21 protein-coding genes are annotated in these 23548 nt (G+C 62.8%); 7 read left to right on the forward strand and 14 right to left on the reverse strand.

The genetic code is table 11. The annotated features are described in order from the left end of the window. Window positions 1-105: 105 nt before the first annotated feature. From sixA to ACGLHT_RS12160, 3 genes are read right to left on the reverse strand one after another with little or no spacing between them, the layout of a single operon-like run. Window positions 106-564: a phosphohistidine phosphatase SixA gene (gene sixA / locus ACGLHT_RS12150; RefSeq protein ID WP_274078357.1), complete on the reverse strand. Its 459-nt coding sequence runs from the start codon at window positions 562-564 to the stop codon at window positions 106-108. Continuing rightward, window positions 561-908: a DUF4389 domain-containing protein gene (locus ACGLHT_RS12155; RefSeq protein WP_025339957.1), complete on the reverse strand. Its 348-nt coding sequence runs from the start codon at window positions 906-908 to the stop codon at window positions 561-563. The genes sixA and ACGLHT_RS12155 overlap by 4 nt, the downstream gene beginning before the upstream one ends. A gap of 36 nt (window positions 909-944) precedes the next feature. Further along, the gene (locus ACGLHT_RS12160; RefSeq protein WP_025339958.1) at window positions 945-1970 is read right to left on the reverse strand and encodes an NAD(P)H-dependent glycerol-3-phosphate dehydrogenase; all 1026 of its coding nucleotides are present in this window, start codon (window positions 1968-1970) and stop codon (window positions 945-947) included. Between the two features lie 212 nt (window positions 1971-2182). On the opposite strand from ACGLHT_RS12160, the gene ACGLHT_RS12165 reads away from it, so the two are divergent. From ACGLHT_RS12165 to fabB, 5 genes are all read left to right on the forward strand, one after another. Further along, window positions 2183-4330, forward strand: a complete 2148-nt coding sequence (locus ACGLHT_RS12165; RefSeq protein ID WP_274120812.1) for a TonB-dependent siderophore receptor — start codon at window positions 2183-2185, stop codon at window positions 4328-4330. Further along, on the forward strand, window positions 4330-5220 hold the full coding sequence (locus tag ACGLHT_RS12170; RefSeq protein WP_085592764.1) for an ABC transporter substrate-binding protein: 891 nt from the start codon (window positions 4330-4332) through the stop codon (window positions 5218-5220). Before ACGLHT_RS12165 ends, ACGLHT_RS12170 begins: the two co-directional genes overlap by 1 nt. Next, window positions 5217-7148: an ATP-binding protein gene (locus ACGLHT_RS12175; RefSeq protein ID WP_274120811.1), complete on the forward strand. Its 1932-nt coding sequence runs from the start codon at window positions 5217-5219 to the stop codon at window positions 7146-7148. Before ACGLHT_RS12170 ends, ACGLHT_RS12175 begins: the two co-directional genes overlap by 4 nt. A gap of 207 nt (window positions 7149-7355) precedes the next feature. Next, the gene (fabA, locus tag ACGLHT_RS12180) at window positions 7356-7871 is read left to right on the forward strand and encodes a 3-hydroxyacyl-[acyl-carrier-protein] dehydratase FabA (RefSeq protein WP_003251509.1); all 516 of its coding nucleotides are present in this window, start codon (window positions 7356-7358) and stop codon (window positions 7869-7871) included. Between the two features lie 11 nt (window positions 7872-7882). Continuing rightward, the gene (gene fabB / locus ACGLHT_RS12185; RefSeq protein ID WP_274120810.1) at window positions 7883-9103 is read left to right on the forward strand and encodes a beta-ketoacyl-ACP synthase I; all 1221 of its coding nucleotides are present in this window, start codon (window positions 7883-7885) and stop codon (window positions 9101-9103) included. Window positions 9104-9279: 176 nt separating this feature from the next. On the opposite strand, the gene ACGLHT_RS12190 is transcribed toward fabB, so the two are convergent. Beyond that, window positions 9280-10281, reverse strand: a complete 1002-nt coding sequence (locus ACGLHT_RS12190) for an amidohydrolase family protein (protein ID WP_137164458.1) — start codon at window positions 10279-10281, stop codon at window positions 9280-9282. Between the two features lie 117 nt (window positions 10282-10398). On the opposite strand from ACGLHT_RS12190, the gene ACGLHT_RS12195 reads away from it, so the two are divergent. Beyond that, window positions 10399-11262: a pirin family protein gene (locus ACGLHT_RS12195; protein ID WP_274120808.1), complete on the forward strand. Its 864-nt coding sequence runs from the start codon at window positions 10399-10401 to the stop codon at window positions 11260-11262. A 133-nt stretch (window positions 11263-11395) separates the two neighbouring features. On the opposite strand, the gene ACGLHT_RS12200 is transcribed toward ACGLHT_RS12195, so the two are convergent. The 4 genes from ACGLHT_RS12200 to ACGLHT_RS12215 all read right to left on the reverse strand — a co-directional run bounded on the left by ACGLHT_RS12200 (window position 11396) and on the right by ACGLHT_RS12215 (window position 15131). Next, complete coding sequence (locus ACGLHT_RS12200) at window positions 11396-12121, reverse strand: dienelactone hydrolase family protein (protein WP_085614439.1); 726 nt, start codon at window positions 12119-12121, stop codon at window positions 11396-11398. Between the two features lie 79 nt (window positions 12122-12200). Beyond that, a complete protein-coding gene (gene htpG / locus ACGLHT_RS12205) occupies window positions 12201-14105 on the reverse strand; it encodes a molecular chaperone HtpG (RefSeq protein ID WP_025339964.1) in 1905 nt (634 codons plus the stop codon). A 70-nt stretch (window positions 14106-14175) separates the two neighbouring features. Then, complete coding sequence (locus ACGLHT_RS12210; RefSeq protein WP_025339965.1) at window positions 14176-14658, reverse strand: PaaI family thioesterase; 483 nt, start codon at window positions 14656-14658, stop codon at window positions 14176-14178. Beyond that, window positions 14655-15131, reverse strand: a complete 477-nt coding sequence (locus tag ACGLHT_RS12215; RefSeq protein WP_075045842.1) for a PaaI family thioesterase — start codon at window positions 15129-15131, stop codon at window positions 14655-14657. The genes ACGLHT_RS12210 and ACGLHT_RS12215 overlap by 4 nt, the downstream gene beginning before the upstream one ends. A 154-nt stretch (window positions 15132-15285) precedes the next feature. Here ACGLHT_RS12215 and ACGLHT_RS12220 point away from each other — a divergent pair, with 154 nt between their 5' ends. Continuing rightward, a complete protein-coding gene (locus tag ACGLHT_RS12220) occupies window positions 15286-15579 on the forward strand; it encodes a hypothetical protein (RefSeq protein WP_015271093.1) in 294 nt (97 codons plus the stop codon). 67 nt (window positions 15580-15646) lie between these two features. Here ACGLHT_RS12220 and ACGLHT_RS12225 read toward each other — a convergent pair whose 3' ends face one another. The 6 genes from ACGLHT_RS12225 to odhB form a co-directional block, all read right to left on the reverse strand. Further along, complete coding sequence (locus tag ACGLHT_RS12225) at window positions 15647-16396, reverse strand: DUF599 domain-containing protein (protein WP_274120807.1); 750 nt, start codon at window positions 16394-16396, stop codon at window positions 15647-15649. Window positions 16397-16763: 367 nt separating this feature from the next. After that, on the reverse strand, window positions 16764-18077 hold the full coding sequence (gene brnQ / locus ACGLHT_RS12230; protein WP_075045845.1) for a branched-chain amino acid transport system II carrier protein: 1314 nt from the start codon (window positions 18075-18077) through the stop codon (window positions 16764-16766). A gap of 484 nt (window positions 18078-18561) precedes the next feature. Continuing rightward, window positions 18562-19446, reverse strand: a complete 885-nt coding sequence (gene sucD / locus ACGLHT_RS12235) for a succinate--CoA ligase subunit alpha (RefSeq protein ID WP_004376004.1) — start codon at window positions 19444-19446, stop codon at window positions 18562-18564. After that, window positions 19446-20612 carry an ADP-forming succinate--CoA ligase subunit beta gene (gene sucC / locus ACGLHT_RS12240; protein WP_003254205.1) on the reverse strand — a complete coding sequence of 389 codons (1167 nt, stop codon included), beginning with the start codon at window positions 20610-20612 and terminating at the stop codon, window positions 19446-19448. Before sucC ends, sucD begins: the two co-directional genes overlap by 1 nt. Window positions 20613-20784: 172 nt before the next feature. Further along, window positions 20785-22221, reverse strand: coding sequence for a dihydrolipoyl dehydrogenase (lpdA, locus tag ACGLHT_RS12245; RefSeq protein ID WP_013973439.1), 1437 nt, complete (start codon window positions 22219-22221; stop codon window positions 20785-20787). Between the two features lie 93 nt (window positions 22222-22314). Further along, window positions 22315-23535, reverse strand: a complete 1221-nt coding sequence (gene odhB, locus ACGLHT_RS12250; protein WP_025339969.1) for a 2-oxoglutarate dehydrogenase complex dihydrolipoyllysine-residue succinyltransferase — start codon at window positions 23533-23535, stop codon at window positions 22315-22317. Window positions 23536-23548: the final 13 nt, after the last annotated feature.

Consider the following 23548-nt stretch of genomic DNA (forward strand, 5'->3'; position numbering starts at 1 on the left):
TGCGAAGAGGCCATTACTGCCGGAGAAGAGCTTTTGCCCTGCCGGCCTCTTCGCAGCACAAGGCTGCTCCTACAAGAGACTGAGGTAGCCTGAGCAATGTTGTGCTCAGGCCGGCGAGTTGATCGCCTGAAGGGTCATCAACCCAGCCAGCGGCCAGTCCCCTTCCAGCTCCGCCAGGCTTGCAGTGCTCATGCCTGCCGGTTGCTGCTGGTGGCCATGCTGCAACGCCCCGACCAGGGTACCCACCAGCGGCTGGTGGCTGACCAGCAGCACATGCTCCAGGCCCAGGCGCTCGATTTCGCCGATAACCTGCTGCACATCACTGTCAGGCGTCAGCCAGGGCACGGTGCGCACCGGCTCGGCGAAGCCCAGGGTGTCATGCACCAGGGCGGCCGTTTGCTGGGCGCGTACGTAAGGGCTGGCGATGATCGCCTGCAGCGGCTGGCCCAGCAGGCGGGCGGCGCTGTGCAGCACCTGCTCGCGACCATGGGCGGTCAGCCGGCGCTCGGCATCGCTGTTGGCCCGCGGCTCCGCTTCACCGTGGCGCAGCACCCACAGCTTCACAGCTTGGGCTCCTCGTCACGCACCGGGTGCGGGGCCGGGGCCACCGCGTGCGGCGCCTCGCCTTCCGGGGCACGCGGTGCAGGCCAGTCGGCGAATGGCCAGGGCTTCTGGTCGCTGTGGAAGCTGCCGAAGCGGCCGATCTGCGCCAGGTACTGGCTCAGGCTGTCGCCGAAGTTCATCAGGCTGGCGCTGGGGGCGCCGTACACCAGGCGGTAGATCAGTTGTACCAGCACCAGGCCACCGAGCAGCAGCTCGGCCAGCTGCCAGACCACCAGGAACACCACCATCCACAAGACCCGCAGGATGATCGACTCGCGCTGGGCGCGTTCGGGCGTATCGTTCATGTGTTGCTCCTTGCTGTTGTCAGAGCCGCTGAAGGCTCAGTTGAAACCGCTGATGGAAATGAAATCGACATCGGTCTTCGGCTCGGCACGCATCAGGTGCTCGATCACCTGGTTCAGCGTGCGGCCTTCGAACAGGATGGCATGCAGGCCAGCCACCAGCGGCATGTACACCTGCACTTCCTGCGCCTTGGCCTTGAGCACCTTGAGGGTGTTGACGCCTTCGGCCACTTCGCCCAGACGGTTGACCGCCTGCTCCAGGCTCAGGCCCTGGCCCAGCGCGTGGCCGACCTGGTAGTTGCGGCTCTTGGGCGAGGAGCAGGTGACGATCAGGTCACCGACACCGGCCAGGCCGAGGAAGGTCATGGGGTTGGCGCCCTGGCTGACAGCGAAGCGGGTCATCTCGGCCAGGGCGCGGGTAATCAGCATGCTCTTGGTGTTCTCGCCCATGCCCAGGGCCACCGCCATGCCGGCGATGATGGCGTAGACGTTCTTCAGCGCCCCGCCCAGCTCGACGCCAAAGCGGTCGGCACTGGCGTAGACGCGGAAGGTACGCCCATGCAGCACGGCCTGCACCTGCTGGCACAGTTTTTCGTCCTCGCTGGCAACCACCGTGGCGGTCAGCGCATGTTCGGCGATTTCCCGAGCCAGGTTGGGGCCGGACAGCACGCCGATGCGCGCCTCGGGGGCGATTTCTTCGAGGATCTGGCTCATCAGCTTGAAGCTTTGCGCTTCGATGCCCTTGGTCAGGCTGACCAGGCCCTTGCCGCGCAGCAGCTCGGCATGCGGGGCCAGCACGCTGCGCAAGGCGCTCGATGGCAGGGCGACGAAAATCAGCTCGCTGGCCTGCAGGGTGGCCAGCAGGTCGCTGACCGGCTCGACGCCGTCGTGCAGGCGGATGCCCTTGAGGTAGCGCGGATTCTCGCGATTGACGCGCATGGCCTCGGCCTGTTCCGGGTCGCGCATCCATTGGCGCACCGGCACACCGTTTTCTGCCAGCAGGTTCGCCACGGCGGTGCCGAAGCTGCCGCCTCCCAGAACTGCAACAGGTTGCTGTTCAGTCATATCCAATCCGTTAAAGCCAAAAGTTAAGTGGCGACCCGGCCATTATACGGCTCGCCTGCTACAGAACCAGTGTCAGTACCGGCCCTTTCGCGGGCACGCCCGCTCCCACAGGGATAGCGCAGTCCTTCAGAGCGGCTGTGGCAGCGGGCGTGCCCGCGAAAGGGCCCGACAGGTAGAGCAGATCACTGGCAAAACCCCCACGGTCGGTTACCATGCCTGTTTCAATCCTGAAACAAGGCCGCTTTGTGTTCCCTGGCACGCCCCCGTACCCGCGCCTGCTCATACTGACTGCCCTGCTCGGTGGCCCGGCCGTGGCCGATGACCTGTTCATCGACAACACGGACCTGCCGCAGGTTCTGACCGCCACGCGCCTGAAACAATCCCCCGCCGCAGTCCCGGGCAGCATGACCGTGCTCGACAGCGAGCTGATCCGCGCCAGCGGTGCCCGCGACATTCCCGAGCTGCTGCGCCTGGTGCCGGGCATGATGGTGGGCTACAACGCCGGCAACCAACCCACGGTCAACTACCACGGCAGCAACGTCAACGATGCCCGGCGCATGCAGGTGCTGATCGATGGCCGTTCGGTGTACCGCGCCGGCCTGGCCACGGTGGACTGGAGCGACATCCCCCTGGCCATGGAGGATATCGAGCGCATCGAGGTGTTCCGCGGCCCCAACACGGTCAGCTACGGCGCCAATGCGCTGATGGCGGTGGTCAACATCCTTACCCGCAACCCTGCCGACAGCCATGGCACGCGGCTGAAGATGACCCGCGGCCAGGACGGCATCAACGATTTCTACGCCAGCCACGGCTTCGGCTGGGATGGCGGCGACCTGCGCCTGTCGCTGTCCGGCCAGCAGGACGATGGCTTCGACGAGAACCAGTTCGGCCAGGACTACCGCGACAGCCGCCGGCTGACCCGCTTCAATATCAACGCCAGCCACAGCCTGGCACACGACCAGACCCTGGAATGGCAACTGGCGGCGAAGGAAGGCAGCAACCAGCGGCCTTATACCTATCAGCCGGTGTTCGCCAAATACGAAGCCGGTAACAACGCTGACGTCAATGCCAAGGACTACGCCGGCTCATTGCGCTGGACCAAGGACTTCAGCTCCGAGCACAGCCTGTATATCCAGGGCTCTGCCCAGCATTTCGACCGCCAGCAGGTGTGGCGTGCCTGTGACGCCTTGCAGTCGTTCAGCCCGGAATTGACCCAGCTCTGGCAAATGAACCCTGACTTCGCCGAAAAAGTGGCGCGCGGCATTGCTACCGGCGCACCACTTTCGACCAACGATCCCGTCATGAAAGCGCTTCTGGAGAAGGTCCAGCAGCAATGGGCGAACGGTGGCAAGCAGCAGGTTTGCGGCGACGTCGACCAGAGCACCCGCGAAACCCGCTACGACCTGGAAATCCAGGACACCCTGAGCCTGACCGACAGCCTGCGCCTGCTCAGCGGCATGAACTACCGCTATGATCGTGCCGACTCGCAGACCTACTTCAACGGCAGCATCGACGACCAGACCTGGCGCCTGTTCGGCCAGCTGGAGTGGCGCGCCGACGAGCACTGGATCCTGCAGGGCGGTGCCATGTTCGAGGACTCGCGCCTGTCCGGCAGCTCGCTGACCCCACGCGTGGCGGTCAATTACCTGATCACCCCGCGCCATGGCCTGCGTGCGGTGTATTCCGAGGCAGTGCGCTCGCCAGACATGTTCGAGAACAACATCAACTGGAGCTACACGGTCAAGAACCTGACCCCCAACGCTTTCGGACTGCAAAACGGCGAATACTTCGTCAAGACCCGTGGCCCGGGCGACCTCGACCAGGAACGCATGCGCTCGCGCGAGCTGGGCTACAACGGCTACTTCAGCGACATCGACCTGAACATGGATGTGAAGCTGTTCTACGACGAGATCACCGGAATGATCAGCGAGCCCCTGAAGAACAACCAGTACATCGCCAGCAACGCCAACAAGGCCCGTTTCAGCGGCAGCGAGGCGCAACTGGACTGGCGCCCGACCCTGCGCGACCGCCTGCGCCTTACCTACGCCTACGTGGATGCCTGGGCCAGCAACCCCGCCGACCGCCGCCTCAGCGCGCGCAACAGCGGCTCGGCCGGGTGGATGCGCGAGTGGGGCGACGGCTGGTCCAGTGCGCTGTTCTACTACGGCGACGATGCGCTCAACCAGTACCGCTACGAGCGCCTGGACCTGCGCCTGGCCAAGCGCTTCCGGGTGCATGGCAGCAACCTGGAGCTGGCGGCGCTGTGGCAACAGCGCCTGGACGATGAGCCGACCACGGCAATCCAGAACCGCTACGACAGCCGCCACCGCCTGAGCGTCAGCGCGGAGCTGGAGTTCTGATGGCCCTGCTGCTGCGCCTGTTGCTGTTGTGCCTGTGGCCGATGGGGCCGCTGTCCGCCAGCGAAATCGTGTTGGTAGGCGCGGAAGACCAGCCCGGCATTCGCAGTTTCGTCGCTGCGCTGGAAAGCCGCCGGCCGCACGATCACGTGCATTTCCAGACCACCGCTGACCTGCCACGCCCGGGCAAGCTCAAGGCTGACCAGCGCCTGATCTTGCTGGACAACGCCGCACTGGAATGGCGCCTTGGGGAAACCGCCGGCCCGCCGGCCCTGGCCATGAGGGTCAGCCGGGTACAGGCTGAACAGCGCCTGGGAAAGTCGCGGCCCGCGTTCCTCACGTTGCTGTGGAGCGACCCGCCGCTGGGCCGGCAGCTGCGCCTGGCGCGCTACCTGCTGCCGCAGGCCCAGCGCATTGGTGTGCTGTACGGTGAGCACAGCAGCTTTCTGCTCGAAGAGCTGCGCCATGCCGCCCGCGCGCTGGGCCTGGAGATTATTGCCCAGGACTGGCCCGACCCGCGCGACAGCCGCCCTCTGCAACATTTGTTGGCCAACAGTGACGTGCTGCTGGGCCTGGACGACGCCGACCTGTTCAACTCCAAGACTGCGAAGAACCTGCTGTTGAGCAGCTATGGCCGGCAGATGGCGCTGATCGGCCCGAACGCCGGGTTCGTCCGCGCCGGCGCCCTGGCCAGCACCTTCAGTGACCAGGACGATTGGCTGGCGGTACTCGACCAGTTGCTCGACCAGCCACCGGCGCGCTGGCCGCGCAGCCTGTACCCGGTACGCTTCGGCGTCAGCGGCAACCAGCAGGTGGCGCGCGCCCTGGGCCTTGAACCGATCGATCCGAACGCCGCCGCCAAGGCCCTGGCCGAAGGAGAACCCACCCCATGAGCAAGCGCCTGAGCTGGGACATCCACACCCGCACCCAGATCATCAGCCTCGGCCCTGCCCTGCTGCTGACCTTGCTGCTGATCAGCTTCTTCACCTTCGTGCGTATCCAGGACCTGCGCCAGGAACTGAACCACACCGGGCAACTGATCGCCAACCAGCTGGCGCCAGCCTCGGAATACGGGGTGATCTCGGGCAACAACGAAGTGCTCGAGGGCCTGATGCGCGCCACGCTCAGCATCCCCCACGTGCGCTTCCTCGAGGTGCAGGACAGCCGCAACCACATCCTGGTGTACGTGGAGCAGTCCGACGAAAGCGCCAACCGCGCGCAACGTGTCGAAGTGTTCCAGGCGCCCATCCGCCTGCAGCAGATCCGCCTGGACAGCGACTTCCTGCAACAGGGCAAGGCCACCACCCCGGCCATCGGCGACGATTACCTGGGCCGGGTCATCGTCGGCATGTCCGATGACGCCTTCAGCCAGCGCCAGCAGGAAATCGTGATCAAGGCCGGTATCCTCGCGCTGTTCGCCCTGCTGTTCACCTTCCTGCTGGCGCGCCGCCTGGCCCTGAGCCTGGCCAAGCCGATCAGCGACATGGGCCATGCGGTCAAGGCCATCCAGCAGGGCGAGTACCACACCCTGTTGCCGGTGGTCGATGACAGCGAACTGGGCCACCTGGCGCACCACATCAACAACCTGGCCCACGCCCTGGAGCAGGCCAGCAATGAACAGAAGCAGGCCATTGCCGAACTGATCCAGGCCCGCGAGGAGGCCGAACAGGCCAACCGCGCCAAATCGGACTTCCTGGCGATGATGAGCCACGAGCTGCGCACACCGATGAATGGCGTGCTGGGCATGCTGCAGTTGCTGGAAACCACCCAGCTGAACAGCGAACAGGCCGAGTACACCGCGGTGGCAAGCGAATCCACCGGGCACCTGCTCAAGGTCATCAACGACATCCTCGACTTCTCGCGCATCGAACGCGCCGCGCTGCAACTGGAACACATCGACTTCAACCTGGGCGAGCTGATCACCAGCAGCGTCCAGTCGTTCCAGCACAGCGCCCAGCAGCGCGGCCTTGCCCTGCACCTGCAACTGCCGGCGGGTATCGAGCAGCTGCAGGTGAACGGTGACCCCACGCGCATCCGCCAGATCCTGCTGAACCTGGTCGGCAATGCGCTGAAATTCACCGAACGCGGCCAGGTACAGGTCGAGGCGCACTGGCAGGTGCTCGACCGCCAGCTGATCTGGCTGACCTGCAGCGTGCGCGACACCGGTATCGGCATCGACAACGAGCGCCTGGAAATGATGTTCGTCGCCTTCCAGCAGGCCGACAGCTCGATTTCCCGCCGCTATGGCGGCACCGGGCTGGGGCTGTCGATTGCCCGCACCCTGGCCGAACGCATGGGCGGCAAGCTCCGCGGCGAAAGCCGTGAAGGCCTGGGCTCGACCTTTACCCTGGAGATGCCACTGGCCCTGGCCAGCCCTGCCCCGGTATCGCTGACGCTGCCAAGCGCTGCGCCGCCGGCGGTGGCCGACAATGATCAGGTGCTGCTGGTAGAGGACAATCCGGTCAACCAAAGTGTCATCGAGGCCATGCTGCGTAGCCTGGGGCTGGCGGTATGCACGGCCGAGGACGGCCTGGAGGCGGTCGAACGGGTCAGCCGGCAGCGTTTTGCCGCCGTGCTGATGGACTGCCGCCTGCCGCACCTGGACGGCTATGAAGCCACCCGGCGTATCCGCCAACTGCCCAACGGCGCCAGGCTACCGATCATCGCCCTGACCGCCAACGCCTTGCAGGGCGACCGCGAGCGTTGCATGGCAGCCGGCATGGACGACTACCTGAGCAAACCCTTGCGCCGCACCGAACTGCAGCGTGTGCTGCAGCGCTGGCTACCTGGTCAGACAACCGCGACTGGCGATAAATGCTAAAGTGCGGCAGTCTTAAACACTGGACAGGACCTTCATCGGACCTGAAAATAGACGTTTCAGTGCACACCTGTACTTCTTTCACCGGGTGCACTGTGACTTTCACCACAACGCAATAGTCTACCTGTAGGCTGCCGTCTCGGACGCGATGCGTATCGGGCCGGCCGGGAAGATTCATCCCCTGCCGCAGGGGGTTATTGAGGAGCTCGCATGACCAAACAACACGCCTTTACTCGGGAAGACCTGCTGCGCTGCAGTCGCGGTGAGCTGTTCGGCCCAGGTAATGCGCAACTGCCCGCGCCGAACATGCTGATGGTCGATCGCATCACCCATATCAGCGAAGAAGGCGGCAAGTACGGCAAAGGTGAATTGGTCGCCGAGCTGGATATCAATCCGGACCTGTGGTTCTTCGCCTGCCACTTCGAAGGCGACCCGGTAATGCCGGGCTGCCTGGGCCTCGACGCCATGTGGCAGCTGGTAGGTTTCTTCCTCGGCTGGCAGGGCCTGCCGGGCCGCGGTCGCGCCCTGGGTTCGGGCGAGGTGAAGTTCTTTGGCCAGGTACTGCCGGAAGCCAAGAAAGTCACTTACAACATTCACATCAAGCGCGTCCTGAAGGGCAAGCTGAACATGGCCATCGCCGATGGCTCGGTCAGCGTCGACGGCCGCGAGATCTACACTGCCGAAGGCCTGCGGGTCGGCGTGTTCACCTCCACTGACAATTTCTAAGGGTTATTCGCATGCGCCGCGTCGTTATCACTGGTCTGGGCATCGTATCGTGCCTGGGCAATGACAAAGCTACCGTCACCGAAAACCTGCGCAACAGCCGTCCGGGTATCCGTTACAACCCGGAATACAAGGAAATGGGGCTGCGTAGCCAGGTTTCCGGGTCCATCGACCTCAACCTCGAAGAACTGATCGACCGCAAGGTCTACCGCTTCGTCGGCCACGCTGCTGCCTACGCCTACCTGGCGATGCAGGACGCGATCAAGGACGCCGGCCTGACCGAAGAGCAGGTTTCCAACCCGCGTACCGGCCTGGTGGCTGGCTCCGGCGGCGCCTCGACCCTGAACCAGATGGAAGCACTGGACACCCTGCGCGAGAAAGGCGTCAAGCGCGTCGGCCCGTACCGCGTTACCCGCACCATGGGCAGCACCGTTTCGGCGTGCCTGGCCACCCCGTTCAAGATCAAGGGCATCAACTACTCGATCTCGTCGGCCTGCGCCACTTCGGCACACTGCATCGGCACCGCCCTGGAGCAGATCCAGTGGGGCAAGCAGGACATCGTCTTCGCCGGTGGCGGTGAAGAAGAGCACTGGAGCCAGTCGTTCCTGTTCGATGCCATGGGCGCCCTGTCGACCAAGCGCAACGAAACCCCGGAGCAGGCCTCGCGCGCCTACGACGCCGACCGTGATGGCTTCGTCATCGCTGGCGGTGGCGGCATGGTGGTGGTCGAGGAGCTGGAACACGCCCTGGCCCGTGGCGCCAAGATCTACGCGGAAATCGTCGGCTACGGCGCCACTTCCGACGGCTACGACATGGTTGCCCCGAGCGGCGAAGGTGCCATCCGCTGCATGCAGCAGGCGCTGTCGACCGTCGACACCCCGATCGACTACCTGAACACCCACGGCACCTCGACCCCGGTCGGTGACGTTGCCGAGATCAAGGGCGTTCGCGCCGTGTTCGGCGACAAGGCACCGAAGATCAGCTCGACCAAGAGCCTGTCGGGCCACTCGCTGGGCGCTGCCGGCGTACACGAGGCGATCTACTGCCTGCTGATGATGGAAAACAACTTCATCGCCGGCTCCGCCAACATCGACGTGCTGGACCCGGAGGTCGCCGACCTGCCGATCCTGCGCAAGACCGAAGAAAACGCCAAGATCGACACGGTCATGAGCAACAGCTTCGGCTTCGGCGGCACCAACGCCACCCTGGTGCTCAAGCGCTGGGAAGGCAAGTAAGACGCTGCTGCGGTAAACGAAAACGCCCCGACTGGTTCGGGGCGTTTTCATTTGTATCGTCTGTACCGGCCCTTTCGCGGGTAAACCCGCTCCCACAGGGACCGCGCTGCTCTTGAAACTGGCGCTGTACCTGTGGGAGCGGGTTTACCCGCGAAAGGGCCGGCACAGGCGAGATACTATTGCTTAGGCAACACAGCCAGAAAATTCTCCCTGGCCACCTTGTTGGCAACTTGTTCCGGCAATGCATCCAGAAACGGCCTGAACCCATGCATCTGCTCCCCAAGGCTACCAAACTGCCCCACCACATCCGAACCCAGCATGAACCGCTCCGGGAACCTTTCGACCAGTGCCAACCACTCCTTGCGCGGCACACCCCGGTCATCCAGCAGATAAGGCTCCAGCACGCTCCACGACAAATCGACATACAGATTCGGGTAATCCTCCAGTAACCGCGTCAGCACCGGCAGCAGAAAGTCCATCTGCGTCTGGTGCCGGTGAATCTCCATGCTGCTGCCGGCGTGCGCCCAGATAAACCGCGTGTGCGGGTGATTGCGCAGCGGCTCTTCGATCTCCGCCAGGTACAGCGGGTTGCGCTCGCGCTTGGAGGTGATGTTGGAATGCAGCAGCACCGGCAGGTCGCGCTCGGCCGCCAGGTGGTAGATACGCGTCATGGCTTCGTTGTTGGCGCGCGGCGTGTCACCGCTGGTCAGTGCCGTCAGGTCATCGTGGCGGGTGAACACCTCGCCAATGCCCTGCCACAGCCCCGGATACAGATCGAGCATGCGCTCGATATGGCTGGCGGCGTTCTTGTCCACCGGATTGAAGCCGGCCAGGAACGGATGAAAGCGCTTGCGCTGTTCGTCGGGCAATTGCTGCAACGCCGCGGCCACGTAGGTGTCGGTGGCGCTGTACCAGTAGGCTTCGGCGTCATCCCCAGCGTAATAGCGCGGGCGCTTGGGCTCGTCTTCGTGCCACTTCTTGGCCACCGGCACGCCGGAAATCATCGACTGCTCGATACCGGCGGCATCCATGGCCTTGATCAGCGCGGGCATGCCTTCGCTTTCCTGGAAGAAGTCGACGTAGTGCAGGTGGGCATCACTGTAGCGGTAGTCGCGCGCCTGCGCCGCTTGGCACAGCCAGGTGGATAACAGCACGCAGGCCAGCGCTCTGACGATCATGATGAAGCTTCCTTTTCCGGGTACCACACCTCTAGACCGGCCAGCCAACGAGACGGTTCAGCCGCAGCGGGCAAACCGCTATGCTTGGGGCATTTCCACCTTGCCTGGAGCCTTCCCATGAGCAGCCCCCTGGTCATCCGCCCACGTGCCGAATCGGTCGAGGGCCAGCCGATCCTGCGCCCGCTGCCGTCGGCCCAGTGCCGCAGCGTCGGCCCGTTCGTGTTTTTCGACCACATGCTCGAAACAGACTATGCCCCGGGGCATGGCATGGACATCCGCCAGCACCCGCATATCGGCCTGTCGACCCTTACCTACCTGTTCGAAGGGGCAATCCTGCACAAGGACAGCCTCGGTTCGGCACAGCGGGTGCTGCCGGGCGACGTCAGCTGGATGACCGCAGGCAGCGGCGTGGCCCATGTCGAGCGCACGCCTGAAGATGCCCTGGCCCATGGCTCACGCCTGCACGGGCTGCAGGTATGGCTGGCGTCGCCACGCGAACATGAACAAGGCCCGGCAAGCTACAGCCACCACCCGGCGGCAAGCCTGCCGGTCAGCGACAGCCTGGGGGTGCGCATCTGCATGATTGCCGGCAGCGGGTTCTGCCTGGAGTCGCCGGTGCCGGTGCTCTCCCCTACCCTTTACGCGCATGTGCAGATGCAGCCGGCGACTACCCTGCAGGTGCCGAATGAGCATGCGCAACGGGCGCTATACGTACTGGATGGCGAATTGCTGATGAACGATGAGGAGGTGGAGGCGTGCAGCCTGGTGGTGCTGCCGGAGAGCGAAGAGGTGACACTGTATGCGGAAGGTGAGTGCCAGCTGGTGCTGATTGGTGGCGCGCCTCTGGATGGGCCGCGGCGGATGAACTGGAACTTTGTCGCCAGTGATGTGGAACTGATCGAACAGGCCCGGGCCAAGTGGGCTGCGGGGGATTGGCCGGTGGTGCCGGGGGAAACCTCGAGGATCGAATTGCCTAGGTGATTTTGGGGCCGCTCTGCGGCCCATTCGCGGCACAAGGCCGCTCCTACAGGGAATCGCGTAACTCATGGCTTGCGCGACCTTTGTAGGAGCGGCCTTGTGCCGCGAATGGGCTGCAAAGCAGCCCCGTGCAATCTCAGCGCTGGAACACTTCGGTCAGCAGGTTATGCATCGAGCGGAACGCCCGCTCCGAGGTACGCCGGTCATACTGCATCTTGCCCGGCACATTGGCACTCGGGTCGGTAAACGAGTGCACCGCGCCGCCATAGCTGAGCAATTGCCAGTCAACCTTGGCCGCGTTCATCTCCTCCTCGAACGCCGGCAACTGCTCCTTCGGCACCAGTGGGTCGGAAGCGCCGTGCAGCACCAGCACCGAACCCTTGATGCGCTTGGCATCTTCCGGGTTCGGCGTGTCCAACGTGCCATGGAACGACACCGCCGCACGCAAATCGGCGCCAGTACGGGCCAGCTCCAGTGCACAGCAGCCACCAAAGCAGAAACCAAACGTGCCGACCTTGCCCGGCTCCAGCAGCGCCTTCGACTGCCCCACCAGTTGCGCCAGGGCTTCCTGCATGCGCTTGCGCAGCTCGCCACGGTCGTTCTTCAACGGCATCATCGCCGCGCCGGCCTCGTCGGCGTTGGACGGACGCACCGATTGCCCGTACAGGTCGGCAATCAGCACCACATAGCCCTTCTCGGCCACCTCCTTGGCGATGCGCTCGGCACCTTCGCCGATACCCATCCAGTTCGGCGCCATCACCAGGCCTGGCCGCCCCAGCGCGCCCGGCTCGTAGACCAGGCGGCTTTCATACGCCTTGCCGGACAGGTGATAGACCAGCGATTCGACGATTACTTTGCTCATCAAGCACTCCTTTGGCACTCGTCATCAATATGCTCGCCATGAAAAAAGCCCGCCGAAGCGGGCTTTCCTATGCATCAACTCAAGCAGACAGCTCGACCAGCAGCTTGTTCAGGCGACGAACGTAAGCCGCCGGGTCCTTCAAGCTGTCACCGGCCGCCAGGGCCGCCTGATCGAACAAGATGTGCGACAGCTCGGCGAAGCGGTCTTCGCTCTGCTCGTTGTCCAGTTTCTCGATCAGCGGGTGGGTCGGGTTGAACTCGAAGATCGGCTTGGACTCCGGCACCTTCTGCCCGCTGGCTTCGAGGATCTGGCGCATCTGCAGGCCCAGGTCCTGTTCACCGATGGCCAGGATCGCCGGCGAGTCGGTCAGGCGGTGCGACACGCGCACTTCGGCCACGCTGTCACCCAGCGCGCCCTTCAGGCGCTCGACCAGGCCTTCCTTGTCCTTGGCGACTTCTTCCTGGGCCTTCTTGTCTTCTTCCGAATCCAGCTTGCCCAGGTCCAGGTCGCCACGGGCGACGTCGACGAAGGCCTTGCCGTCGAACTCGTTGAGGTAGCTCATCAGCCACTCGTCGATACGGTCGGTCAGCAGCAGCACTTCGATGCCTTTCTTGCGGAAGACTTCCAGGTGCGGGCTGTTCTTGACCTGCGCGTACGACTCGCCGGTGAGGTAGTAGATCTTGTCCTGGCCTTCCTTGGCGCGTGCCAGGTAGTCGGCCAGGGCGACGCTCTGCTCGCCGCTGTCGTCCTGGGTGGAAGCGAAGCGCAGCAGGCCGGCGATCTTTTCCTTGTTGGCGAAGTCTTCGGCCGGGCCTTCCTTCAGCACCTGGCCGAAGTTCTTCCAGAAGCCCTTGTACTGCTCGGGCTCGTTCTTCGCCAGCTTCTCCAGCATGTCCAGCACGCGCTTGGTCAGCGCGGTCTTCATCGAGTCGATGATCGGGTCTTTCTGCAGGATTTCACGCGACACGTTCAGCGACAGGTCGTTGGAATCGACCACACCCTTGATGAAGCGCAGGTACAGCGGCAGGAACGACTCCGCCTGGTCCATGATGAACACGCGCTGCACGTACAGCTTCAGGCCGCGTGGCGCTTCGCGCTGGTACAGGTCGAACGGCGCGCGGGCCGGCACGTACAGCAGCGAGTTGTATTCGAGCTTGCCTTCGACCTTGTTGTGGCTCCAGGCCAGCGGGTTTTCGAAGTCATGGCCGATGTGCTTGTAGAACTCCTGGTACTCCTCGTCCTTGATCTCGGTACGCGGACGGGTCCACAGGGCGCTGGCACGGTTGACGGTTTCCCACTCTTCGGCCGGCTGTTCTTCACCTTCGGCGGCAGCTTGCTCTTTCGGCAGCTGGATCGGCATGGCGATGTGGTCGGAGTACTTCTTCACCACGTTGCGCAGGCGCCAGCCATCGGCGAACTCCTGTTCGTCCTTCTTCAGGTGCAGGACGATGCGGGTACCGCGCTGTGGCTTGTCGATGGTGGCGACTTCGAACTCGCCCTCGCCTTTCGACGACCAGTGCACGCCTTCGGCGGCCGGCTGGCCGGCACGGCGGCTGTACACATCGACCTTGTCGGCAACGATGAACGCGGAGTAGAAGCCCACACCGAACTGACCGATCAGGTGCGAGTCCTTCTTCTGGTCACCGGTGAGGTTCTTCATGAAGTCGGCGGTGCCGGACTTGGCGATGGTACCCAGGTGGGCGATGACGTCTTCGCGGCTCATGCCGATGCCGTTGTCCTCGAGGGTCACGGTACCGGCGTCCTTGTCGAAGCTCAGGCGAATCTTCAGGTCGGCGTCGCCTTCGAACAGCTCTGGCTTGGCCAGGGCCTCGAAACGCAGCTTGTCGGCGGCGTCGGAGGCGTTGGAGATCAATTCACGCAGGAAGATCTCCTTGTTCGAATACAAGGAATGGATCATGAGGTGCAGCAGCTGCTTTACCTCGGTCTGGAAGCCCAGCGTTTCTTTTTGAGTCTCCACACTCATGGTCTTCAAAACTCCGATCTGATGGCAGTTGACGCCTCGCGGCCAGGTTGGCCTGCGTTAGCGGCGGATGTCATGCAGATGGGGGCTGCCCGGATGATTTCAAGGGCTTTTCCGGTTCGATCTTGAAATGCGCGCGAGCCGTAGCGATCGGCGACTGCCTGTCACCCTGCCAGGCGGTGATGGCCACATTGGTCACCCGCCGGCCCTGGCGCCACAGTTGGCACTGGGCGTAGGTATCGCGAAAGTGCCCGGCGCGCAGGTAATCGATGGAAAAGTCGATGATCTTCGGAATGCTCGCGCTCTCGCTGAAGATCAGCAGGTACAGCGCTGCCGACAGCTCCATGAAGCCCGCGATCACCCCGCCGTGGATGGCCGGCAGCAGCGGGTTGCCGATGTTGTCCTGGCTGGCCGGCAGGCGGAACAGCAGGTCATCGCCCTCGCGCTCGCATTCGATGCCGATCAGGCCGGCATAGGGGATCAGTGCCAGCAAAGGCCGATAGTCTCCCACTGCGTGGGCGGCGTTGAGCTGTTGACGAACCTCGTGCGGAATCATGCCCCGCCCTCCTTCAGGCTGTTGCCGAAACGGATGCCACCCTTGATCTCCTGGCCCAGGCGCATGAACGTGCCCACCACCTGGCAGATCGGCTGGGCGGGGTCGTCCTGGTAGGCCGTGCCACGGGTGAAGATCACATCGCGGGTGACCCGGTAGCACTGGGCATGGCCGTAGATGTCCTTGCCGGCCTCTGCCGGGTGCATGTAGTCGATGCGCAGGTCCAGTGTCGGACACACCTCGAAGCGCGGCAGCACGCACAATGTGGCCATGCCGCAGGTGGTGTCCATCAGCGTGGTCAGCGCGCCGCCATGCACGGCGCCGGTCTGCGGGTTGCCGACGATCGCCGGTGACCAGGGCAGCACCAGGGTCATGCCATCGGCATTGGTTTGCGCCACGCGCATTTGCAACAACTGACAATGTTTCAGGGCCGAGAGAAAACGCTCGGCCATGGCCATCAAGGTTGAATCGCTCATTGGCTGTTTCCCTGCGCATTGCCGCAGCGGCATAAAATCGTTAAAAAGTCTATATAGAACGGGGCGTTATATATGTGTAATCTTCGCGGAACTTATTCCGCGTAGTTGCACTCGAAGGAACAAGTCACTTATTCCACCAAGGAGAAACACCCCCATGCGTAAACCTTTTGCTTTTGCTCTGATGCTGGCCGCTGCCATGGGCCTGGCCGCTTGCGATAAAGCGAGCGAAGACAAAGCCCAGGACGCACAGCAACACGCCGAGCAAGCCCAGGAAAAAGCGGGCGAAGCTCAGGATAAAATGAACGAGGCTGCCAAGGAAAACGCCGAAGCCGCCAAAGATCAGGCCGAAGCCGAGCAGAAGGCCGCCGAAGAAGCCGCTCCGGCTACTCCGGCTCCGGAAGCCGCTCCAGCTACCCCAGCTGCTCCAGCCGAACCTGCCAAGCAGTAATCGGCTAAAACAAGAAAACCCGACATTGTCGGGTTTTTTTGTGCCTGAAACTTATGGATTAAACGTTTCAGGTTCCAGAAACGGTGTTTTCCTTGGGGGGTTCGATCGAAACACTTTCGGTAGGTGTGAACACCATCACATCCAACACATCCGAATGGAACTCGCGGCGGTACAGAATCAGCACTACCCCGACACTCATGACCATGAACAACCATGGGCTGATGAACCAGCTCAACATGGCCATGCCGAAGTAATAGGAACGCAGGCCCAGGTTGAACTGGTTGGCGGCAAGCGACAGCACCCGCGCCGCCCGCGAGGCGAATGCCTTGCGTTCAAGTTCATTGACCAGCCGTTCACCAATCATCGGCGCCGAACCCACCAGCACTGCGGCGAAGTTGTATTGGCGCATGCACCAGCTGAAGGTGAAAAAGGCATAGACGAAGACCATGGCCAGGCACAGCAGCTTGATCTCCGACATGCCCTGGGACGTCTGCTGCACCAGCGGCAGGTCGGCCAGCAGCGACAGCGCCCGGTCGGAGGCCCCAAGCACGGTGAGGATACCGGCAAGGATGATCAGGGTGCTGGAGGCGAAGAACGAGGCGTTGCGCTCGAGATTGCCGATCACGCTGGCATCGGCAATGCGGTTGTCGCGCAGCAGCATGCGGCGCATCCAGTCTTCGCGGTACAGGTGCAGCACGCTGGCCAGGCACGCGGTGTCGCGGCCCTTCCAGATGGCATAACGGGTGTAACCGCCCCAGCACAGGGCGAACCAGGCGATGGCCAACAGGTTGTTGAAGTTGCTTTGGATGAAGTTCATGCAGGGTTCCCGGGAGGGCCAGATACCTGAAGGATAGGGACCGGATTTCGACGCTGGCAAGCGGCAAAAGGCACACCTGAACAGTGAAACCAGACGCGATCGGTTGTAGGAGCGGCCTTGTGTCGCGATGGGCTGCGAAGCAGCCCCGGCAATACATGCTGCGAAGCTGAAATCATGGGGGCGCTTCGCACCCCATCGCGACACAAGGCCGCTCCTACAACTGATCGCGTCAGCCGAGAAACTTGTGCCAGGTGGCCGAACATGCAAACAAAAAGCCCCGCATCCTTTCGGATGCGGGGCTTTTGAGTTTCCACCCTTGGCGAGCACCCTTTGGCTTGTGGCCGGTGCCGCCCTCAGGCTTCGACTATCAGGCCAGCGCTTCGCGCGGCTTGCCGAGCATGCGGTCGCAGGCCACGGCGCCAACCAGGGTCACCACCGAAGGCACCAGCCAGGCCAGGCCCTGGTCGCTCAACGGCAGGTGGGCCATGAAGTCCGGCAGCACGTGGGCAATGCCGCTGCCTTTGATCGCATCGACCATGCCGAACAGCAGCGACACCAGCATCACTGGCGCCAGGATGCGGGTTGGCGAGTTCCACAGGTCCTTCACGAAGCTGAGCCCGACCACCACGATGCACGGTGGGTAGATCGCGGTGAGCACCGGGATCGAGAACATGATCAGCTTGGTCAGGCCGAGGTTGGAGATCAGCAGCGAGAAGCCCGCCAGGATCACCACCAGGGCGCGGTACGACAGCGGCAGCATCTGGCTGAAGTACTCGGCGCAGGCGCAGGTCAGGCCAACCGCGGTCACCAGGCAAGCCAGCGCGATCAGCACAGCGAGGAAGCCGCTGCCCAGCGAACCGAAGGTGTGCTGCACATAGGCATGCAGTACCGCCGCGCCGTTGGTGGCGTCAGCTGCGATATCGTGGCTGGTTGCACCCAGGCGGAACAGGCTGATGTACACCAGGGCCAGGCCGACACCGGCGATCAGGCCGGCGATGATGGCATAGCGGGTGATCAGCTTCGGCGACTCGACACCGCGCGAGCGGATGGCGTTGACGATGACGATACCGAACACCAGGGCACCCAGGGTGTCCATGGTCAGGTAACCATCGGAGAAGCCCTTGGAGAACGCTGCGGCGGCATAGGCCGGCTGCGCGTCACCAATGGTGCCGGCAGGCAGCGCGAAGGCGGCGATGCCCAGCACCGCCAGGGCGATGATCTTCAACGGCGCCAGGAAGCGGCCCACGGTGTCGAGCAGCTTGCCTGGGTACATGGACACGGCCAGTACCACGAGGAAGTACACCAGGCTGTAGATGAACAGCGCCAACGGGCTTTCACCGGTCAGCGGCGCAACACCCACTTCGAACGATACGGTCGCGGTGCGCGGGGTGGCGAACAGCGGGCCAACCGACAGATAGCACACGGCCGCCAGCAGGCCACCGAAGAACTTGCCGATCGGGCTGCTCAGGGCATCCATGCCGCCGCCGACCTTGGCCAGGGCGACCACGGTGATGACCGGCAGGCCCACGGCGGTAACCAGGAAGCCCAAGGCCGCCATCCATACGTGCGGGCCAGACTGCAGACCGACGATAGGCGGGAAGATGATGTTGCCAGCGCCCACGAAAAGCGCAAACGTCATAAAGCCAAGCGCCAGGATATCCTGGCCTTTGAGAACTTTCATTTAAGGTAGTACCACACTGCTGAAATCGGGATTCGAGAGGGGATTTCCCTTTGGATGAGGGGAAATGCTGCCCGGCTTGATAGGCCAGACCCGTTTAGCGTGTCGTTCCCTTTTGGGGTACGGGCACAGAGTGAACGCGTAATGTAACTGTTTTGTCAGTCAAACGCACTGGCACAGTGCTGCTTGTCCGATGTGCGTACATGTTTGTCGTCTGTGCGACCGAGGACAGCGAGAATTATCCTCGGATTGAAACATTCGTCTGCGTGAAAATTCCTATCAAACTCATCGAAAAATCCATGTTGCCTGTACCGGCCTCTTCGCGGGCTTGCCCGCTCCCACAGGGGATCACCACAGGCCCGGAATGTGGAGATCTCCTGTGGGAGCGGGCAAGCCCGCGAAGAGGCCGGCACAGGAATACCCACCCCCCAGAAACGACAAAGGCCACCCGAAGGTGGCCTCTGTGCGCGTGGGGGGTGTAGCAGTATTACTTTTTGACTTCCCAGCCAGTCAGCTCGGCCAGGGCCTTGCCGATGTCAGCCAGGGAACGCACGGTCTTCACACCAGCGTCCTGCAGGGCGGCGAACTTCTCGTCCGCAGTGCCCTTGCCGCCGGAGATGATGGCGCCAGCGTGGCCCATGCGCTTGCCCGCAGGTGCGGTAACACCAGCGATGTAGGAAACGACAGGCTTGGTGACGTTGGCCTTGATGTAGGCCGCAGCTTCTTCTTCAGCCGAACCGCCGATCTCGCCGATCATGACGATCGCTTCGGTCTTCGGGTCTTCCTGGAACAGCTTCAGGATGTCGATGAAGTTGGAGCCCGGGATCGGGTCACCGCCGATGCCGACGCAGGTCGACTGGCCGAAGCCGGCGTCGGTGGTCTGCTTCACAGCTTCGTAGGTCAGGGTGCCGGAACGCGAAACGATACCGACCTTGCCTGGCAGGTGGATGTGGCCTGGCATGATGCCGATCTTGCACTCGCCCGGGGTGATGACACCTGGGCAGTTAGGGCCGATCAGGGTCACGCCCAGCTCGTCGCACTTGACCTTGGCATCCAGCATGTCCAGGGTAGGAATGCCTTCGGTGATGCACACGATCAGCTTGATGCCGCCGAAGGCAGCTTCCAGGATCGAGTCCTTGCAGAAAGGAGCCGGAACGTAGATGACCGAAGCGTCAGCGCCGGTAGCTTCCACAGCTTCTTTCACAGTGTTGAACACTGGCAGGCCCAGGTGGGTGGTGCCACCCTTGCCTGGGGTTACGCCGCCGACCATCTTGGTGCCGTAAGCGATGGCCTGTTCGGAGTGGAAAGTACCCTGCGAGCCGGTGAAGCCCTGGCAGATGACTTTGGTGTCTTTATTGATCAGGACGCTCATTACTTGCCCTCCGCAGCTTTGACAACTTGTTGAGCAGCGTCGGTCAGGCTGGTTGCCGCAATGATGTTCAAACCGCTTTCTGCCAGTACTTTAGCGCCCAGTTCGGCGTTGTTGCCTTCAAGGCGAACGACAACCGGAACTTTCACGCCGACTTCTTTCACTGCACCGATGATGCCTTCGGCAATCATGTCGCAGCGAACGATGCCGCCGAAGATGTTGACCAGAACGGCCGCGACATTGCTGTCGGACAGAATGATCTTGAACGCTTCGGTAACGCGCTCTTTGGTAGCACCACCGCCAACGTCGAGGAAGTTGGCCGGCTTGCCGCCGTGCAGGTTGACGATGTCCATGGTACCCATGGCCAGGCCGGCACCGTTGACCATGCAGCCGATGTTGCCTTCGAGGGCAACGTAGTTCAGTTCGAACTTGGCAGCGTGGGCTTCACGGGCGTCGTCCTGCGACGGGTCGTGGAAGGTTTTCAGCTTAGGCTGACGGTACATGGCGTTGGCGTCGATGTTGATCTTGGCATCGAGGCAGTGCAGGTCGCCGTCGGCCTTGATCACCAGCGGGTTCACTTCCAGCAGGGCCAGGTCGTGATCCTTGAACAGCTTGGCCAGACCAACGAAGATCTTGGCGAACTGTTGAACTTGCTTGCCTTCCAGACCCAGCTGGAATGCCAGCTCGCGCCCCTGGAACGGCTGAGCGCCGACCAGCGGGTCGATGGTGGCCTTGAGGATCTTCTCAGGCGTTTCGTGAGCGACTTTCTCGATGTCCACGCCACCTTCGGTGGAAGCCATGAACACGATACGGCGGCTCGAACGATCGACTACAGCGCCCAGATACAGCTCTTTGGCGATGTCAGTGCAGGATTCGACCAGAATCTTGGAGACGGGTTGACCGTTGGCATCGGTCTGGTAGGTAACCAGATTCTTGCCCAACCACTGTGCAGCGAACGCCTTGGCGTCTTCTTTGCTGCGAACCAGCTTGACGCCGCCCGCTTTACCGCGACCACCCGCGTGAACCTGGGCTTTTACCACCCACTCGTTCCCGCCGATCTTGTCGCAGGCTTCTGCAGCTTGCTCAGGGGTATCGACAGCGAAACCCTTGGAAACTGGCAGGCCGTATTCAGCGAACAGCTGCTTACCCTGATACTCGTGAAGATTCATGCTTTTTACCGTCTTCGTTAGGTACTGCGCTTCGGCGCTGCGCCATCACTGGCGCCGCACCACCTGTGACCGTTGACCCCGGGTTTTCCCGTGTGATCCGGTCCGGCGGACTTTCCGCGGTGAGTCATGCACGCAAGACTCACGACGGGCAGCCCGCCGTGGTTTCTTATAATTAACGCTTCTTACGGTTGGCCACGTGAATGGCGCCGCCATTCACTGCCAGCGCTGCTTCATGCAACGCTTCGGACAGGGTCGGATGGCTGAAGACCATCATGCCCAGATCCTCGGCACTGGTGCCGAATTCCATTGCGATTGCGCCCTGCTGCACCAGTTCGGCAGCCGATGGGCCAATCACGTGTACACCCAGGACGCGGTCGGTCTTGGCATCGGCGATGACCTTGACGAAACCACCGGTGTCGTTGGCAGCCATCGCACGGCCGCTGGCCGCGAACGGGAAGGTGCCCACGTTAACCTCAACGCCCTCGGCCTTCAAGGCCTGTTCGGTCTTGCCGACCCACGCGATTTCCGGGTGGGTGTAGATGACCGACGGGATCAGGTCGTAGTTCATCTGGGCCTTGTGGCCCTTGATGCGCTCAACCACCATGATGCCCTCTTCCGAGGCCTTGTGGGCCAGCATCATGCCGCGTACCACGTCACCGATGGCATACACGCCCGGCACGCTGGTAGCGCAGTAGTCGTCGACGAAGATGTAGCCACGCTCGTCGATGGTCACGCCGCTGTCGGCGGCCAGCAGATCAGTGGTCACCGGGCGACGGCCGACCGCGACGATCAGCTTGTCGAAGGTGATCTTCTGCTCGCCGTTGGCGTCGGTGTAGGTCACTTCGACTTCGTTGCCGTTGACTTTCGAGCCGGTGACGCGCGCGCCCAGCTTGATGTCCAGGCCTTGCTTGGTCAGGGTCTTCTGGGCTTCTTTCGACACGGCGGTGTCGGCAGCCATCAGGAAGGTGTCCAGGGCTTCCAGGACGGTGACTTCAGCACCCAGGCGCGCCCATACCGAGCCCAGCTCCAGGCCGATCACGCCAGCACCGATAACGCCCAGGCGCTTCGGCACGGCCTGGAATTCCAGGGCGCCGGTGGAGTCGACGATGACGTTCTGGTCGACCGGAGCCGGCGGAATGTCGATCGGGCGCGAGCCGGAAGCCAGGATCACGTTCTCGGCTTCGATGACTTCGGTGGTGCCGTCAGCCTTGGTGACTTCGACTTTCTTGCCGGCCAGCAGCTTGCCGTGGCCCTGGATCGAAGTAACGCCGTTGGCCTTGAACAGGGTGGCAACGCCACCGGTCAGGTTCTTGACGATGCCAGCCTTGCGGCCAACCATCGCGGCGACGTCCATCTTCACTTCACCAGTGGAGATACCGTGGACGTTGAAGCTCTCTTTGGCTTCCTTGTACTTCCAGGAGCTGTCCAGCAGCGCCTTGGAAGGAATGCAACCTACGTTCAGGCAGGTGCCGCCCAGGGCCAGCTTGCCCTCGGCGTCGGTGTACTTCTCGATACAGGCAGTCTTCAGACCAAGTTGTGCGGCCTTGATGGCAGCCACATAGCCGCCAGGACCTGCACCAATCACCACTACGTCGAATTTCTGGGTCATAAAAGATTCCTTATCAGCTACAAGCTACAAGCCGCGGACCGCGCGGCATGGCTTCCTGCGAAGCCAGGGCCGGCACGGTACGCAGCCAGAGGGTTAGATGTCCAGCAGCAGGCGAGACGGATCTTCCAGCAGGTTCTTGATGGTGACCAGGAAGGTTACCGCTTCCTTGCCGTCGATCAGGCGGTGATCGTACGACAGCGCCAGGTACATCATCGGGCGAATCACCACCTGGCCATTGATGGCCATAGGGCGCTGGATGATGTTGTGCATACCGAGAATGGCGGCCTGCGGCGGGTTGACGATCGGGGTCGACATCATCGAACCGAAGGTACCACCGTTGGTGATGGTGAAGGTGCCGCCGGTCATCTCTTCGATGGCCAGCTTGCCGTCACGGGCCTTCTTGCCGAAGGTGGCGATGCCGTTCTCGATTTCCGCCAGGCTCATCGACTCGGCGTTACGCAGTACCGGTACCACCAGGCCACGGTCGCTGGACACGGCAACGCCGACGTCGGCGTAGCCGTGGTAGACGATGTCGTTGCCGTCGATCGAGGCGTTGACAGCCGGGAAGCGCTTCAGGGCTTCGGTGGCGGCCTTGACGAAGAACGACATGAAGCCCAGGCGTACGCCATTGTGGGTCTTCTCGAACAGGTCCTTGTACTTCGAACGCAGGGCCATGACTTCGGTCATGTCGACTTCGTTGAAGGTGGTCAGCATGGCCATGCTCGACTGGGCTTCGACCAGACGCTCGGCGATCTTGGCGCGCAGGCGGGTCATCGGCACGCGCTTCTCGGTGCGGTCGCCAGCGGCAACGACAACCGGGGCAGCAGCGGCAGCGGCGGCAGGCTTGGCAGCAGCAGCAGGCGCCGACTTCTTGTTGGCGACGGCAGCGACGACGTCTTCCTTGGTGATGCGACCACCTTTGCCGGTGCCGGCAACGGTAGCCAGGTCGATGCCGTTCTCTTCAGCCAGCTTGCGCGCGGCCGGGGCGGCAACCGGGTCTTCTTCGCCAGCGTCGGCAGCAGCGGCAGCCGGGGCAGCAGCGGCCGGGGCAGCAGCTGGTGCAGCAGCGGCAGCACCGCCTTCAACGATCGAACCCAGTACTTCGTCGGACAGGACGGTGTCGCCCTCGCCCTTGACGATGGCGCCCAGCACGCCGTCGGCGGTGGCCAGTACTTCCAGGACGACCTTGTCGGTCTCGATGTCGACGATCAGCTCGTCACGCTTGACGGCATCGCCCGGCTGCTTGTGCCAGGTGGCAACGGTGCCATCGGCAACCGATTCCGGGAAGGTTGGGGCTTTGATCTCGATAGCCATTATCTGTGTTTCC

This window comes from Pseudomonas sp. PsB, from assembly GCF_043658375.1.
GTDB lineage: Bacteria > Pseudomonadota > Gammaproteobacteria > Pseudomonadales > Pseudomonadaceae > Aquipseudomonas > Aquipseudomonas putida_Z.

Excerpts from the sequence above, each read along its gene's own strand:
- ACGLHT_RS12195 (WP_274120808.1), top strand. The coding sequence starts at position 10,399 with ATGAGCAGCCCCCTGGTCATCCGCCCACGTGCCGAATCGGTCGAGGGC.
- ACGLHT_RS12210 (WP_025339965.1), bottom strand. The coding sequence starts at position 14,658 with ATGATTCCGCACGAGGTTCGTCAACAGCTCAACGCCGCCCACGCAGTG.
- fabA (WP_003251509.1), top strand. The coding sequence starts at position 7,356 with ATGACCAAACAACACGCCTTTACTCGGGAAGACCTGCTGCGCTGCAGT.
- lpdA (WP_013973439.1), bottom strand. The coding sequence starts at position 22,221 with ATGACCCAGAAATTCGACGTAGTGGTGATTGGTGCAGGTCCTGGCGGC.
- odhB (WP_025339969.1), bottom strand. The coding sequence starts at position 23,535 with ATGGCTATCGAGATCAAAGCCCCAACCTTCCCGGAATCGGTTGCCGAT.
- ACGLHT_RS12175 (WP_274120811.1), top strand. The coding sequence starts at position 5,217 with ATGAGCAAGCGCCTGAGCTGGGACATCCACACCCGCACCCAGATCATC.
- fabB (WP_274120810.1), top strand. The coding sequence starts at position 7,883 with ATGCGCCGCGTCGTTATCACTGGTCTGGGCATCGTATCGTGCCTGGGC.
- ACGLHT_RS12215 (WP_075045842.1), bottom strand. The coding sequence starts at position 15,131 with ATGAGCGATTCAACCTTGATGGCCATGGCCGAGCGTTTTCTCTCGGCC.
- ACGLHT_RS12220 (WP_015271093.1), top strand. The coding sequence starts at position 15,286 with ATGCGTAAACCTTTTGCTTTTGCTCTGATGCTGGCCGCTGCCATGGGC.
- ACGLHT_RS12190 (WP_137164458.1), bottom strand. The coding sequence starts at position 10,281 with ATGATCGTCAGAGCGCTGGCCTGCGTGCTGTTATCCACCTGGCTGTGC.
- ACGLHT_RS12200 (WP_085614439.1), bottom strand. The coding sequence starts at position 12,121 with ATGAGCAAAGTAATCGTCGAATCGCTGGTCTATCACCTGTCCGGCAAG.
- sucD (WP_004376004.1), bottom strand. The coding sequence starts at position 19,446 with ATGAGCGTCCTGATCAATAAAGACACCAAAGTCATCTGCCAGGGCTTC.
- brnQ (WP_075045845.1), bottom strand. The coding sequence starts at position 18,077 with ATGAAAGTTCTCAAAGGCCAGGATATCCTGGCGCTTGGCTTTATGACG.
- ACGLHT_RS12225 (WP_274120807.1), bottom strand. The coding sequence starts at position 16,396 with ATGAACTTCATCCAAAGCAACTTCAACAACCTGTTGGCCATCGCCTGG.
- ACGLHT_RS12165 (WP_274120812.1), top strand. The coding sequence starts at position 2,183 with ATGCCTGTTTCAATCCTGAAACAAGGCCGCTTTGTGTTCCCTGGCACG.
- htpG (WP_025339964.1), bottom strand. The coding sequence starts at position 14,105 with ATGAGTGTGGAGACTCAAAAAGAAACGCTGGGCTTCCAGACCGAGGTA.
- ACGLHT_RS12170 (WP_085592764.1), top strand. The coding sequence starts at position 4,330 with ATGGCCCTGCTGCTGCGCCTGTTGCTGTTGTGCCTGTGGCCGATGGGG.
- ACGLHT_RS12160 (WP_025339958.1), bottom strand. The coding sequence starts at position 1,970 with ATGACTGAACAGCAACCTGTTGCAGTTCTGGGAGGCGGCAGCTTCGGC.
- ACGLHT_RS12155 (WP_025339957.1), bottom strand. The coding sequence starts at position 908 with ATGAACGATACGCCCGAACGCGCCCAGCGCGAGTCGATCATCCTGCGG.
- sucC (WP_003254205.1), bottom strand. The coding sequence starts at position 20,612 with ATGAATCTTCACGAGTATCAGGGTAAGCAGCTGTTCGCTGAATACGGC.